This is a genomic window from Kocuria marina (genome assembly GCF_000786655.1).
GTDB classification, from domain to species: domain Bacteria; phylum Actinomycetota; class Actinomycetes; order Actinomycetales; family Micrococcaceae; genus Kocuria; species Kocuria marina_A.
This window is the reverse complement of sequence record NZ_JROM01000011.1, coordinates 123,247-137,186: the sequence shown is the minus strand read 5'-3', so window position 1 is coordinate 137,186 and position 13,940 is coordinate 123,247. Positions and strand designations below refer to the sequence as shown.

Here is a 13,940-nt window from a genome sequence, read left to right as displayed (position 1 = left end):
GTCAGTCCATCACCAGTCCGCCGTCGACCACGAGGTTCTGCCCCGTGACGCCGCGGGACCAGTCGGAGGCGAAGAACAGGGCGGTGTCCGCGAACTCCTCCGGGGTGGTGACCCGCCCCAGGGGAGTGCCGGCGGCAATGGCGTCGAAGACTTCGGACGGGGTGGCGGCACTCGCATCCGTGGTGCGCAGCAGACCGCCGGAGATCATGTTCACGGTGATGCCCAGGGGCCCCAGATCCTTGGCCGCCGTGCGGGTGAGGGAGAGCAGGGCGGCCTTGGCGGCGGTGTAGTCGTGGTAGGGGACCACGGGGTTCTGGAACAGGTTGGTGCCGATGTTGATGATGCGCCCGTGTCCGGCCCGGCGCATCCCCGGGACGACCGCCTGGATCACGTTGAGTCCGCCCACGACCGCGCCGGTGAACTGCTGGGAGAGGTCCTCGGCAGTGAGGTTCTCGAGCGTGGGGCGGGCGTCCCCGTTGAAGCTGAAGTCCACCAGCGCGTTGTTCACGGCCACCGTGATGGGTTCGCCGAAGTGGTCGTGGGCGCGTGCCACCATCTCCTGCACCTGGCGGGCATCGGTCACGTCCGCCCGAACGGCGATGGCCTTGTCCTCACCGAGTTCGCGCACCAGTGCGCGGGCGCGGTCCTCGCTCGCGTGGTAGTTCACGACCACCCGGGCGCCTTCGCGGGCGAAGGCTCGGCTGAGGTGTTCACCCAGACCCCGGGCTCCCCCGGTGACCAGGACGATGGTGGTGTCGATCCGCATGCTCACTCCTGTGGCTCACGGCGAAGAAGGCGGTGCGCCACCCGTGCGGTGCCACCGTGACATCCCTTCGCCAGTACTAACTGGACAGGTTCGACGGGTGTCATCTCAGCCATTGCATCCGGAGTCCCCGGCCCGGTGGGTCGTGGGAACGTGCAGCGGCACCCCGTGTCACTGGGCCCAGTCTAAGCACAGGAGGCCGCGACCGGGGCCGGGCGTGGCACAGCCCACCCGCGGGCGTGGGCAATGCGGTTGTCCAGCGCAGTCAGGCCGGGGTCGGCCCCTCGGGCATCGCGCGGAGGCGGAGGATCAGCCCTCCCGCCACCACTCGTCCGCCGGGGTCACCGGGACCGTGCGCTTGTGGCGGGTGCGCAGGAACGTGCCCTCGATCGTGCGGGCCACCTCCTCGGGGACGTCCTTGCCCTCGAGGAAGTCGTCGATGTCGTCGTAGCGCAGGCCCAGTTCGTCCTCGTCCGTGCGCCCGGGGTTCTCGTCCAGGAGGTCCGCGGTGGGGACCTTGCCCACGAGCTGTTCGGAGGCCCCCAGGTACGCGAGCACCTGGCGGTTCTGCCGTTTATTGAGCCCGCCCAGGGGCAGGACGTCCGCCCCGCCGTCACCGAACTTGGTGAAGAACCCGGTGACCGATTCCGCCGCGTGATCCGTGCCGATCACCAGCAGGTTGTGGTCCCCGCCCACCGCGTACTGCGCCGTCATGCGCACGCGGGCCTTGGTGTTACCGCGGGTGAAGTCGGTGAGCTCCTCGCCGGTCGCGGCGCCGTAGGCGGACTCGAACCCGCGGACGGCCGGAGCGACGTCGTACGTGATGACCCGGTCCGGCTGGATGAATTCGAGCGCGGCCTGGGCGTCGGCCTCGTCGTGCTGGATCCCATGAGGCAGCCGCATGGCCACGAACTCCGCCTCGATCTCGTCCTCGCGCAGCTTCTCGACCGCGAGCTGGGCGAGGCGCCCGGCCAGGGTGGAGTCCAGGCCGCCGCTGATCCCCAGGACGAACCCCGCGGTGTGCGTGGCCTTGAGGTAGTCGCTCAGGAAGTCGACGCGGCGTCGGGCCTCCCGCTCCGGATCGATCTGCGGGGAGACGCCGAGCTCGGCGATGATCTGTGCCTGCAATTCACGCATGCGTCCATGCTAGTGGCCGGTTCCCGCGGGAACAGGGGCCTACCGCCGGACCGTCCCGAGGCCCGGGGGCCTCATGAGATGCTGATCACATGAACGAGAACTCCTACGAGACCATTGAAGTCCGCCGCGAGGGACGCGTGGGTGTCATCACCCTGAACCGTCCCAAGGCCTTGAATGCGCTGAACGAACAGACCATGCGGGACGTGGTGGCCGCCGCGACCGAGCTGGACCGTGACCCGGGGATCGGCGCGCTGATCCTCACGGGTTCGGAGAAGGCCTTCGCGGCCGGCGCGGACATCAAGGAGATGTCCGGCAAGTCCGCGTCCGACATGTACCACGAGGACTTCTTCGCGGGGTGGGACGCCTTCGCCCGGCTACGCACCCCCAAGATCGCCGCGGTGGCCGGTTACGCGCTCGGCGGTGGGTGCGAGCTCGCGATGATGTGCGATCTGATCCTCGCCGCGGACACCGCGGTGTTCGGTCAGCCGGAGATCACCCTGGGCGTGATCCCCGGGATGGGCGGCACCCAGCGCCTCACCCGCGCCGTGGGCAAGGCCAAGGCGATGGACATGATCCTCACCGGGCGGCAGATGCGCGCCGAGGAAGCCGAGCGTTCCGGTCTGGTCTCCCGCGTGGTCGCGGCGGACGAGCTCATGGACACCGCCCTGGAGGTCGCCGGGAAGATCGCGGAGATGTCCAAGCCCGTGGCCCAGCACGCGGTCGAGACCGTCAACGCCGCGTACGAGTCCGGGTTGTGGGCCGGCGTCCAGCACGAGCGGCGGGTCTTCCACGGGCTGTTCTCCACCGCGGACCAGAAGGAGGGCATGTCCGCGTTCGCGGAGAAGCGCAAGGCGCAGTTCTCCCACGAGTGAGCCCCGCAAGGGATGACGACGCCGCGTGGCCCGGTCCGCGCGGCGTCGTCGCCTTTTGTGCCTTCACCACGCAAATGCGGACCAAGTGGCATCAGGAAACCGCAGATGCGGATAAGCTGCTCCCATGACCCACCTCCGGATCTCCCAGGCCGCGACCTTCGTGGGCGTCAGCGACGACACCGTGCGGCGGTGGATCGAGCAGGGAACGCTCACCGGGCACAAGGATTCCGCGGGGTACGCCGTGGTGGACGGGGCCGAACTCGCGGCGTACGCGCGCAAGAACGCCGTGAGCCCTCAGGATCCCGCCGGTGTGAACAGCTCGGCGCGCAACCGGCTCGTGGGACTCGTGACCGCCGTGACGTCCGATCCCGTGATGTCCCAGGTGGAACTGCAGTGCGGCCCGCACCGGATCGTCTCGCTCATGAGCACGGAAGCCGTGCGGGACCTCGGACTGGAACCGGGGTCCGTGGCCACGGCCGTGGTGAAGTCCACCGCGGTCATCGTCGAGACCGAGGGGCGCAAGTGATGGGGCGCGCGGCGAGACGCATGATCGCCCTGGCTTCCGCGGTGAGCACGGTGGCGCTCGCCGGATGTGCGGGGGCGTCGGACGGGGGAGGGGCCGCGGCGTCGTCGTCCGAGCAGGAGACGACCCTGCGGGTGTCCGCGGCGGCCTCGCTGACCCATTCCTTCGACGAGCTCGCGCGCACGTTCGAGGCGGCCCACCCGGGGGTGGAGGTCAGCATGAACTACGGCGGGTCGTCCGGGCTCGTGCAACAGCTGACCGAGGGTGCCCCCGCGGACGTCTTCGCCTCCGCCGATCAGAAGAACATGAAGAAGCTCACGGACGCGGGCCTGGCCGCGGGGGAGCCGAGCGTGTTCGCGACCAATGTGCTCACCCTCGCGGTGCCCGCGGACAACCCCGCGGACATCACCTCCTTCCGGGACGTGGTGGACCGGGACGTCAAGCTGGTCACGTGCGCCCCGGAAGTCCCGTGCGGTGCGGCCACGCAGAAGATCGAGAAGGCCAACGGCGTCACCCTCCATCCCGTGAGCCAGGAGAACGCGGTTACGGACGTGCTCGGCAAGGTGACCTCCGGACAGGCGGACGCCGGGATCGTCTACGTCACGGACACCAAGTCTGCGGGGGAGCGCGTCACGACCGTGGAGATCCCGCGCACGGATCAGGCGGTCAACAGCTACCCCGTGGTCGCACTCAAGGATTCCGCGGAGCCGGAGCTCGCCCGGCAGTTCGTGGACCTCGTCCGGGGTGACGAGGGCCGGAAGGTCCTGGGGGACGCGGGCTTCGGCGCACCGTGACGCGCGGGTTCGTCACGACCCCCCGATGGGTCCTGGTCCCGGCGGTGGCGGGGGCGCTGGTCATCCTGTTGCCGCTGCTCGGCATGGTGCTGCGCATCGACTGGGCGCACCTGGGGGAGCTGCTCACGAGCGAGTCGTCGCTCGCCGCGCTGTGGTTGAGCCTGCGCACCGCGGTCGCGTCCACGGCGCTGTGCCTGGTGCTGGGGTGCCCGCTCGCCCTGGTCCTGGCCCGTTCCACGGCGCGCGGCCTCACGCTGTTGCGCTCGCTCGTCCTGCTGCCGCTCGTCTTGCCACCCGTGGTGGGCGGCATCGCGTTGCTGTACACCTTCGGACGCATGGGTTTCCTGGGCGGCCCCCTGTCCTCGGCGGGCGTGGACATCGCGTTCACCACCGCGGCGGTCGTGCTCGCCCAGACCTTCGTGGCCCTGCCGTTCCTGGTGGTCTCCCTGGAGGGTGCCCTGCGCACCGCGGGCGTGCGCTACGAACGGGTCGCGGCGGGCCTTGGCGCGTCCCCCACGCGCACGTTGTTCCGGGTCACGCTGCCCCTGGTGCTGCCCGCGGTGCTTTCCGGGGCCGCCCTGTCCTTCGCGCGCTGCCTCGGCGAGTTCGGCGCCACCCTCACGTTCGCGGGCAGCCTGCAGGGCGTGACCCGCACGCTCCCGCTCGAGATCTACCTGCAGCGCGAGACCGACCCCGACGCCGCCGTGGCCCTCTCCCTGCTACTCGTGCTCGTCGCGCTGCTCGTCGTGGGGGTCAGCGCTCCCTCCCGACGACGCCGCGGCGCCGGCTTCCGCGCCAACCTCACCCGGTGGTTCGCGCCGGGTCCGCAGCGGGGTCCCGATCCGGAGGGATCACGGCCCCGGTCCGGCGGCTCGACGCAGTCCTCGAAGGACAGCCGCACTGCCCATGCGGTCGGTGACCGACCCGCGGCCGGGTCTGGGACGGCGGACGCCGGGGCCGGGCGGAATGGCGCCGTGGTCAGGACCGCAGCCGCATCCGCGGTTGCACCCGGGGGCGCGCCGGGCGTAGGGGTGAGCACACCCGGCGCAGCGGGGGAGGCGCCCGGACTGACGGTCCGCGTGGAACATGATCGCCGCCGCGTGGCCGCCGAGTTCACGGTGGAACCGGGAACCACCGCCGCCCTGATCGGGGCCAACGGCGCGGGGAAGTCCACCGTGTTCGACGTGATCGCGGGGCTGCTGGCCCCCGACCGCGGCGCGATCCGGATGGGGGACGAATCCGTGCTGCGCACCGGTGGGGCGACACGGGACGTGTGGGTCCCGGCGCATCGCCGCGGCGTGGCCCTGATGGCCCAGGAACCGTTGTTGTTCCCCCACCTCAGCGTGCTCGACAACGTGGCGTTCGGCCCCCGGGCGAGTGGCGCAGGGAAGGCGATGGCGCGGCGTCGTGCCCGGGCATGGCTGCGCGAGGTGGACGCGCAGGAGTTCGCCCAGCGCATGCCGGACGAGCTGTCCGGCGGGCAGGCCCAGCGCGTGGCGATCGCGCGGGTGCTGGCCGCAGAGCCGCGCGTGATCCTGCTGGACGAGCCCCTGAGCGCCCTGGACGTGACCGCGCGGCCTCGGATGAGGAAGGTGCTCCAGCGGGTGCTCGCCGGGCGCACCGCAATGATCGTGACGCACGACCCGCAGGACGTGGCCGAGCTCGCGGACCATGTGGTGCGGCTGGAGCGGGCCGGCAACCGGGATCCGGCACCGCGCACGACCGCCGACTGAGCGCGGCGTGCCCACTTCACCTCGCGCGTGAGCACACGCCAGATCCCGATCACCAACGGGACGGACAGCAGGGCGAGACCGAACGCCGCGCCCTGGAGCACGGCGATCAGCTGGGTGAGCCACCCGCCCGCGAGCTGTCCCCAGTCCGGATCGGGATTCAGGGACTGGCCGGTCAGCGCGGCGAGGATCAGGAAGGCCACGAGGGCCATGACCCAGGCGAGAGCCACCGCGATGGTGCCCAGCGCCGCAGCCGAGAGCAGTTTGACGAGGACCACGCGCAGCCTGCGGGGTTCCTGCGTGAAGGGGATGAGCGCGGTGCGCTGGCTCCACTTATTGCATGCCGTGATGATCCCGAGCACGGGCAGCAGCAGACCCTGGGGGGGTCGTGGTCACGGCCAGGGCCGCCGACAAGGGTGCGCCGTCGTTGCGTGCGACCCACATGAACAAGCCCAGGGCCAGAGCGGTCAGCACGCCGATGGCGATCAGCAGACCGCGCCCGGCGCGGGTGTCCACCTGCTTGCGCAGCTCGACGCGTGGCAGGGTCAGGGGCACACGGCGTCGAGGTCCAGCATCTCGTCCACCCGCGCCCTGCCCGCATCCGTGATGGTGGTGGAGAGCTGCGGCACCTCGCGGCCGGTGCGTCCGGGGTGCTGCGCAGCGGCGTCGAGCATCACGCCCACGTGTCGGCTGGGGTTCGGCAGCTCCGCGTAGCGGCGGCCCAGCACGAGCGCCTCACCCGAGCTCGCCGGCGTGAGACCGGTGAGCATCCGCAGCCACCGAGGCAGGCGGGGTTTGTGGACATGTGCCTCCCACATGTCCAGGTCGATGGTGACCCCTGGGCCCACCGAATCCTGCACCCTCCCTGCGAGTCGTTCGCCCTCATGGCGGCCGGCCTCCCGCTGCTCTGCCGTTGGCCAGCCCCTCTCGTGGTCGAAGTTCCGAGTCCAGACCAGGACGTCCCTGGTGAGTTTCGGCGGGAGGGGGGAAGTCCTCCTGGTCCGGGAGACCGTTCTCTCCCCAGAACGGCCAGCTGCAGGTGTACTCGTTGAACATGCGAACGACGGGTGGTTCTGCCATGGCCGGTGCTCTCGGGTGGGCGGACAACGCGTGGTGGGGACATCTTGCCGGGGCCACGGTGCACGGCAGCGCATGCCTCCCCGCAGGGCACATCCGCCCTGCCCTGCAGAACCGCGCCAGCTCGGGTCGGTAGCATGAGTCGGGCCGGTGACCGTCCGGCGTCAACATCGAGAGAGGACAACCCATGGCCTTCGTCTGCAGCGCCACCTGGACTGCGAAGCCCGGAGAGGAGGACACCGTGCGTGACGCGCTCTCTCACCTCTCCCCGGCCGCTCGCCAGGAGCCCGGGAACCTCTACTACCAGGCGTACCAGAGCCCGGAGGAGCCTGCCGTGTTCCGCATCTTCGAGGTGTACACGGACGAGGATGCGTTCACGGCCCATGTGAGCTCCGAGCACTTCGACCAGTGGGGAACAAGCCAGGCGATCCCCGCCCTGGCGGAGCGTGCGCACAAGACCTACGAGACGCTCGACTTCTGACCGCCACACGTGACCAACTACGAGGGGACAACGCCGCCGCGCCCGGATCCTGCCCCGGCTGAACGAGGGCCCGCGTGGGCCCTTGTCCTCAGCGAGGTCTTCCAGGCGCCGCTCGTGCTGGCCGCGCTGCTGGTGGTCCTGCCGTGGACCGTGCACAGGAGCCTCGGGGCACTGCTGTGGGGCGTGGCGGCGGCGCTGGCGGTCTGCGGGGTCTCACTCGCCACGGTCACGGTGCTGGCGCGCCGGGGTGTGCTCACCGACCACCACGTGAGCGTCAAGGAGCACCGCCGACCCGTGATGCTGGGGACCTTCGCGCTGGTGGCCGTGTTCCTGGCGGTCAACCTCGCGTTCCACGGACCCGTGGAGATCACCGGACTGCTCATGGCCACGCTCGCGGCGAGCGCGGTGGTCGCGCTCGTGAGCCCGTTCTGGAAAATCTCCGTGCACGGGATGATGATGGGCGGCACTGCGGTGATCCTGCCCGTCGCGGTGGGGCCGTGGGGTCTGCTGTTCCTGCCCGTCGCGGTGGCGGTGTGCGTGAGCCGCCGCGTCCTGCGCGCCCATACGTGGGCCCAGTTGTTCGCGGGCTTCGGTTTCGGGATCGTCGTCCTGGGCGGGATCTACGCACTGATCGCCGGTTGACGACGACGCCGCGCGGCCCGGTGCCGTCGCCGTGCCAGGGGTCATCGTGCCGTCGGCCCATGTACGGGCGGCCGCGGCGTCGACCGCTATGCGGGCGACTCGAGTACCTGGTTTGTTGCCCGGACCAACCGGCCCTGACCCGCCGGCTCAGACCAGCGCGGTGAGCAGCGCTGCGGCCACCAACCCGCCGATCACGACCCACCCGGTGACCAGCAGCGTCTGTTTGGTCCCGAAATGCCGGGCGACCATGATGATCGAGGGGATGCTCAGGGCTGGCAGGGTGATGAGCAGGACCCCGGCCACCCCGTAGCTTGCGCCCGCCGCGGTGAGCCCCACGATCACCGGGATCTCGCCGCCGGTGGGGATCACCAGGGCCGCCCCGATCAGGCCCACGATGAGCAGCGAGAAGAGCCCGGCGTGGTCCGCGAGACCCGCGAAGTCCGAGAGCCATCCGGCGAACAACCCCACCAGCAGCACCAGGATCACGTATTCCGGGACGATCACCACCAGGTACCGGCCCAGTGCTCGCCCGAACCGGGTGACCAGCTCACCCCAGTGCTGCGGATCGGCGGGGAGGGCCTCGGGGGTCTGCACCGTGACGGTCGAGAACGTGCGGCTCACGAGCACTGCGGCGATCAACACCACCAGGACGCCCACGGCCACGCGCGTGGTCACGAAGGGCCAGGACATGGTCAGTGCCAGGAACACCAGCACCGCCGGGTTGAGCAGGGGATTCGCGAGCCAGTAGGCCATGGTGGCTCCCGCGGGTGCACCGCTGCGGCGCAGCCCGATGGCCACCGGCGCGGTGCAGCACGTGCACATCATGCTGGGCAGCGCCAGCAGCGCCCCGGAGATCCCCTGACCCCACGGCGTCTTGCGGCTGAGCACTCGCAGCAACCAGCGCCGGGGGACCAGCGATTCGAGGGCCGCAGCCACGAGCAGGGCCACGAGTGCGGCCTTCCACACGGCCTTCAGGTAGGCCACGGTGAAGTCGATCGCACCCCGCAACGACGGTGCGGACCCCGGTTCGCCTGCGGAGCCGAAGATCGCCGCACCGTTCCACACCCCGGTTTCGGCGAGCGTCTGGGTCTTGGCCTCGTAGGGGAGCCACTTGGCCCACAACAGCCCGCCCACGAGGATCGCCAGGGTGATGCCAAGTCCCACCCACCCCAGGACGCGGGCGCGTGAGCGGTCGGTGGTCTCCACGGGAGTGACGGTGATGCTCACGGCGGGCCTTTCGCAGCAAGGAGGTTCCAGAGCGCTGTCATCCGGGGACGACGACGCCCGGCAAGCTTACGTCCGCGCCGGAGCTTCGGAGCACAGGCACGGGAACGCGCGACCCCGACATCACGCCGTGACGTGGGAGTGACGCGCTGGACCCCTCTGTTGCACCCGTCACAGCGCTTTGGAAGGCTGGCTGGTGGATCAACAGTCGTCGCCTCCAGGAGTTCCCGTGACCCGTGGTCAGGGAATCGTGCCCGCCGCACTGCCCGCCCACGTCGCGGACAACAACGCCTATTCCTGCGGTGTGCTGGACGAAGATACCCTGCACGTGTCCAGGAGGGTGGCGTTCGCTGCGATAGCGCGGATCGCCACGTAAGGACGACGACGCCGCTGCGGCGCTATCCTGCCGCGCGGTCTGTCGGGTGCCGCGCGAGGTGGGTGAGCGGCTTGGGTCCTTACTTTCCGCGCAGCGACGGGAAGTCCGAGTCCGCGAACTCGGTGTGCTCCCCGGTGGTCCCGCCCTCCGGGCCGCCCGGGTGCAGCTGGGCTTCCCGGGTGCGCAGTTCCACCCGGCGGATCTTGCCGGAGATGGTCTTGGGCAGGTCGAAGAACTCGAGGCGTCGGATGCGCTTGTACGGCGCGAGGTTCACGCGGCAGTGATGCAGGATGCTCTCCGCGGTCTCGGCGGTGGGCTCGTGACCCGCGGCGAGCACCACGTACGCCTTGGGAACGGCCAGGCGGATGGGATCCGGCGAGGGCACCACGGCCACTTCCACCACCGCGGGGTGCTCGATCACCACCGACTCCAACTCGAAGGGGGAGAGTCGGTAGTCGGAGGCCTTGAAGACGTCGTCCGCGCGGCCCACGTAGGTGAAGACCCCGTTCTCGTCCCGCGAGACCACGTCCCCGGTGTGGTAGACGCCGTCCCGGAACGCCTCGTCGGTCTTCGCGGCGTCCCCGTGGTACCCCGGTGTCAGGCTCACGGGGCGGGGGTCCAGGCGCAAGCACAACTCGCCCTCGGTCTCGCTCACCTCACCGGTCGTGGTGTCGATCAGCACGGTCTCGTACCCGGGCAGCGCCCGGCCCATGGCCCCGGGTTTCACGGGCATCCCGGGGGTGTTGGCGATCTGCAGCGAGGACTCCGTCTGACCGTAGCCGTCACGGATCTCGGTGCCCCACGCGGCCTTGACCCGCGCGATGATCTCCGGGTTGAGCGGTTCCCCCGCGGACACCGTCTTGCGCGGCGGGTTCTTCAGGTGGGACAGGTCCGACTGGATGAGCATGCGCCACACCGTGGGCGGTGCGCAGAAGGACGTCACGCCCTCGCGGTCCATCTGGTCCATGAGCGCCACGGCGTCGAAGCGTGAGTAGTTGTAGAGGAACACCGTGGCGCCCGCGATGAACGGCGCGTAGAAGTTGGACCATGCGTGCTTGCCCCACCCCGGCGACGCCACGTTGAGGTGCACGTCCCCGGGTTCCAGGCCGATCCAGTACATCGTGGACAGATGCCCCACGGGGTAGGTGACGTTGGTGTGCTCCACGAGTTTCGGCAGGGACGTGGTCCCGGAGGTGAAGTACAGCAGCAGCGGGTCATCCGCGGGCGAGGGCTCGGTCACCTCGAACTCCTCGGGCCCCGCGAAGGAGTCCCGGTAGTCGATCACGGGGTGCTCCCCGATCTTCCGCGGGCTCGGTTCCTCACCCTCGCCCGACGACGCCGCGCTCCCGGCTTCCGGCGCCCCCGCACCGTTCTCGCGGCCGGATGCGGTGTCTTCGAGGTCGGCAGCAGCGGGCGACGACGCGGCGTCGTCGTGCGCGGTGGTTCTCTCGAAGACCGACGGTGCGGAACGGGGACGGTGATCGGGCTGGTCGGGGACCTCGATGATCGTGAAGTCCCCGGGGACGTCCTCGAACTTCAGGGCATTCGTGTGGGACGTGACGACCCAGGCCGCCCGGCCGCGCTCCACGCGGTCCTGCAGGTCGGTGGGTCCGAGCATCACGGTCGTGGGGATCATGGGTGCGCCCAGCTTGGTGCACGCGAGCATGGTTTCCCACAGCTCCACCTGGTTGCCCAGCATGAGGATGACCCGGTCACCGCGGCACACGCCCCGGGAGCGCAACCACGTGGCCAGCTGCGACGAGCGCCGGGACAGCTGCGCGTAGGTGCGGCGGGTCTCGGTGCCGTCCTCCTCCACGATCACGAGGGCCTCGCGGTCCGCTTCCTCGCCGCTGCCCAGGACGTCGAACCAGTCCAGGGCGAAGTTGAAGTACTCGAACCGGGGCCACTCGAACTCGCGGTGCGCGGCGTCCAGGTCGGTGCGTAGGCGCAGCAGCTGGTCCCGTGCGGCGCGGAACCGCTGCGTGACGGACTGTTCTGAGGCGGTGGTCTCGCTCATGGGATCCTCGCTGCGACGTGTGCGGATCCCCGGCCCGTCCACGGGAGGGCGGCCCGGCGCGCCGGTGGTGCTCGCGCCTCGAACCGGGGTGGCTGGTTCCTCAAATTTACTGCACCGTACCGGGGTGTCGTCCCTGGTCGGGCGCTGACCGGGGCCTGCCGGCTCATGGGGCCCGTCGACCTGCGCGCACCGAGGCCGTACGATCGGGCGGAGAAGGCGACGAACGGCGTCGTCGACAGCGTGCAGGACCGCCCACGAGGCGGGGAACGGAGCGGACATGGACATCAGGGACTTGACGGCGATCGTCACGGGCGCGGCCTCCGGGCTGGGGGCGGCCACGGCCGCGGAACTCGTGGCGCGTGGGGCGCGCGTGATCGGCCTGGATCTGCCGCAGGTCGTGGACGCCGCCGCGCCGGTCGACGGCGTGCAGTACGTGTCCGCGGACGTCACCGACGAGGAGCAGGTGCGGGCCGCCGTGGCCACCGCCGCGGACGTGGCGCCGCTGCGCACCGTGGTCAACTGCGCGGGCATCGGGACCTCCGCGCGTGTGGTGGGCAAGAACGGCGTGCATGATCTCGCGTTGTTCGAGCGCGTGGTGCGCATCAACCTGGTGGGCACGTTCACCGTGCTCGCGCTCGCCGCGGAGGTCATGACCGCGCAGGAGCCTGTGGACGAGGCCGGTCAACGCGGCGTCATCATCAACACCGCCTCCGTGGCTGCCTTCGAGGGACAGATCGGCCAGGCCGCGTACGCCGCGTCCAAGGGCGGTGTGCATTCGATGACGATCGCCGCGGCGCGTGACCTGTCCTCCCGCGGGGTGCGCGTGATGACGATCGCCCCCGGGATCGTGGACACCCCCATGCTCGGCCGGGTGAGCGAGGACTACCGCTCCGCCCTCGCGGAGTCCGTCCCCTTCCCGCACCGCCTGGCCCGCCCGGACGAGTACGCCCAGCTCGCGGGGATGATCGTGGAGCACGACTACCTCAACGGCGAGACCATCCGCATGGACGGCGCCCTGCGCATGGCGCCGCGCTGATCCTCGCTGCCGCACGCCTGTTCCGTCCCGGCCACGCAGCCACGAGCGACGACACCGCACGGCCCCCGCACATGACGATGCCTCGTCACGGTCCACCCGTGACGAGGCATCGTCGTGATGTGGTCAGAGCTCCATGGCTGCGGCCTGCCCGAAAGGCCCCCGGGAGTCGCCTCGCTGAGGTCGAGACGCCCCCGGGGCGTTCCGCGGATCAGTCGACCGTGAGCACGATCTTGCCCACGGCGTGGCCCTCCTGGCTGGCGGTGAATGCGTCCGGCAGCTGCGCGAGCGGGAAGGTGCGGTCCACGCGGACGGTGAGCTTGCCGTCGTCGGCCAGGCGAGCGAGCTCGGTGAGCTGCTCTGCGTCCGGAGAGACCCACATGTAGCGCCCGCCGTGCTCCTCCACCTCGGGGTCCGCGATGGAGCCGTGCTGGCCGCCGTCGGCGAGCACGGCCACGGTGTCCTCCACCACGCCGCCCACGAAGTCCACGACGATGTCCACCCCGTTCGGGGCGAGCTCCTTGACGCGCTCCACGAGGCCGTCCCCGTACTCCACGGGCTCCGCGCCGAGCTCACGCACGTAGTCGTGGTTCTTGGTCGATGCGGTGCCGATCACCCGCGCGCCGAATGCCTTGGCGATCTGCACGCCCATGCTCCCCACACCACCGGAGGCCGCGTGGATCAGCACGGTCTTGCCCTCCGCGAGACCCAGTCGGGTGAGCACCTGGTACGCGGTGAGTCCCGCGAGCGGCAGCCCTCCGGCCTGTTCCCAGGAAAGACTCTTCGGCTTGGGGGCGAGTGCGCGCACGGGGACCGAGACGTACTGGGCAAACGTGCCACCGTGGATCCAGTCCTTGCGGGCGTAGGCGATCACCTCATCGCCCTCGGAGACGCTGGGGGTGTCGAAGCCCTTGCCCACGACGACGCCCGCGACGTCCCAGCCGGGGGCCGCCGGGAACTGGACGGTCATCATGGGATCCAGCCCGCCGGACATGACCTTCCAGTCCACCGGGTTGATGCCCGCGGCCTTGACCTTCACCAGGACCTCGCCGGGGCCCACCTTGGGCATGGGCTGGTCGGTGAGTTCCAGCACGGAGGTGTCGCCGTACTGCTGATATGTCTGCGCCTTCATTGTGGTCATGTCTGTCTCAACAGCCCCGGGCGGGGACCTTATTCCATGCCGCAGCAAGTTTTTCGTGCGCGCTGCCGGACGACGCCGCCCGGTGGCCTTGGTCTTCCAGTCTCCCCGGGGGTACCCGGGCGAGTGGGGG

15 protein-coding genes and 1 riboswitch are annotated in these 13,940 nt (G+C 70.4%); of the genes, 8 read left to right on the top strand and 7 right to left on the bottom strand.

Annotated elements, in window-relative coordinates; translation table 11 throughout:
• Nucleotide 1: 1 nt before the first annotated feature.
• Nucleotides 2-766 (bottom strand): 3-oxoacyl-ACP reductase, encoded by a 765-nt coding sequence (locus tag AS25_RS02300; RefSeq protein ID WP_035960896.1) that lies wholly within the window; start codon nucleotides 764-766, stop codon nucleotides 2-4.
• A gap of 45 nt (nucleotides 767-811) precedes the next feature.
• Nucleotides 812-942, bottom strand: a riboswitch (TPP riboswitch).
• Between the two features lie 130 nt (nucleotides 943-1,072).
• Nucleotides 1,073-1,900, bottom strand: coding sequence for an NAD(+) synthase (gene nadE / locus AS25_RS02295; RefSeq protein WP_035960894.1), 828 nt, complete (start codon nucleotides 1,898-1,900; stop codon nucleotides 1,073-1,075).
• A gap of 89 nt (nucleotides 1,901-1,989) precedes the next feature.
• Between nadE and AS25_RS02290 the strand changes: the two genes are divergently transcribed.
• The 4 genes from AS25_RS02290 (at nucleotide 1,990) to AS25_RS15595 (ending at nucleotide 5,822) form a co-directional block, all read left to right on the top strand.
• On the top strand, nucleotides 1,990-2,772 hold the full coding sequence (locus AS25_RS02290; protein ID WP_035960893.1) for an enoyl-CoA hydratase: 783 nt from the start codon (nucleotides 1,990-1,992) through the stop codon (nucleotides 2,770-2,772).
• 124 nt (nucleotides 2,773-2,896) lie between these two features.
• Nucleotides 2,897-3,298, top strand: a complete 402-nt coding sequence (locus tag AS25_RS02285) for a TOBE domain-containing protein (protein WP_035960891.1) — start codon at nucleotides 2,897-2,899, stop codon at nucleotides 3,296-3,298.
• A gap of 20 nt (nucleotides 3,299-3,318) precedes the next feature.
• Nucleotides 3,319-4,089, top strand: coding sequence for a molybdate ABC transporter substrate-binding protein (gene modA / locus AS25_RS02280; protein WP_253270440.1), 771 nt, complete (start codon nucleotides 3,319-3,321; stop codon nucleotides 4,087-4,089).
• On the top strand, nucleotides 4,086-5,822 hold the full coding sequence (locus AS25_RS15595; protein WP_035960888.1) for an ABC transporter permease: 1,737 nt from the start codon (nucleotides 4,086-4,088) through the stop codon (nucleotides 5,820-5,822). Before modA ends, AS25_RS15595 begins: the two co-directional genes overlap by 4 nt.
• 330 nt (nucleotides 5,823-6,152) lie before the next feature.
• Here the strand turns inward: AS25_RS15595 and AS25_RS15165 are convergent, their stop codons facing one another.
• Complete coding sequence (locus AS25_RS15165; RefSeq protein ID WP_239317143.1) at nucleotides 6,153-6,374, bottom strand: hypothetical protein; 222 nt, start codon at nucleotides 6,372-6,374, stop codon at nucleotides 6,153-6,155.
• Entirely contained in the window at nucleotides 6,365-6,637 is a 273-nt protein-coding gene (locus tag AS25_RS14080) for a P-loop NTPase family protein (RefSeq protein ID WP_437123703.1), read from the bottom strand. The genes AS25_RS15165 and AS25_RS14080 overlap by 10 nt, the downstream gene beginning before the upstream one ends.
• 446 nt (nucleotides 6,638-7,083) lie before the next feature.
• On the opposite strand from AS25_RS14080, the gene AS25_RS02260 reads away from it, so the two are divergent.
• Nucleotides 7,084-7,377: a putative quinol monooxygenase gene (locus AS25_RS02260; RefSeq protein WP_035960885.1), complete on the top strand. Its 294-nt coding sequence runs from the start codon at nucleotides 7,084-7,086 to the stop codon at nucleotides 7,375-7,377.
• 9 nt (nucleotides 7,378-7,386) lie between these two features.
• On the top strand, nucleotides 7,387-8,019 hold the full coding sequence (locus AS25_RS02255; RefSeq protein WP_035960884.1) for a hypothetical protein: 633 nt from the start codon (nucleotides 7,387-7,389) through the stop codon (nucleotides 8,017-8,019).
• A gap of 147 nt (nucleotides 8,020-8,166) precedes the next feature.
• Here AS25_RS02255 and AS25_RS02250 read toward each other — a convergent pair whose 3' ends face one another.
• Nucleotides 8,167-9,246: a permease gene (locus tag AS25_RS02250; protein ID WP_253270439.1), complete on the bottom strand. Its 1,080-nt coding sequence runs from the start codon at nucleotides 9,244-9,246 to the stop codon at nucleotides 8,167-8,169.
• A 226-nt stretch (nucleotides 9,247-9,472) separates the two neighbouring features.
• Here AS25_RS02250 and AS25_RS14855 point away from each other — a divergent pair, with 226 nt between their 5' ends.
• Nucleotides 9,473-9,619, top strand: coding sequence for a hypothetical protein (locus AS25_RS14855; RefSeq protein ID WP_216594095.1), 147 nt, complete (start codon nucleotides 9,473-9,475; stop codon nucleotides 9,617-9,619).
• Between the two features lie 79 nt (nucleotides 9,620-9,698).
• On the opposite strand, the gene AS25_RS02245 is transcribed toward AS25_RS14855, so the two are convergent.
• Nucleotides 9,699-11,636 (bottom strand): AMP-binding protein, encoded by a 1,938-nt coding sequence (locus AS25_RS02245; protein WP_035960883.1) that lies wholly within the window; start codon nucleotides 11,634-11,636, stop codon nucleotides 9,699-9,701.
• A gap of 277 nt (nucleotides 11,637-11,913) precedes the next feature.
• On the opposite strand from AS25_RS02245, the gene AS25_RS02240 reads away from it, so the two are divergent.
• Nucleotides 11,914-12,672, top strand: a complete 759-nt coding sequence (locus AS25_RS02240; protein WP_035960881.1) for an SDR family NAD(P)-dependent oxidoreductase — start codon at nucleotides 11,914-11,916, stop codon at nucleotides 12,670-12,672.
• Between the two features lie 208 nt (nucleotides 12,673-12,880).
• Here AS25_RS02240 and AS25_RS02235 read toward each other — a convergent pair whose 3' ends face one another.
• Nucleotides 12,881-13,801, bottom strand: coding sequence for an NADP-dependent oxidoreductase (locus AS25_RS02235; RefSeq protein WP_172644397.1), 921 nt, complete (start codon nucleotides 13,799-13,801; stop codon nucleotides 12,881-12,883).
• Between the last annotated feature and the right edge of the window lie 139 nt (nucleotides 13,802-13,940).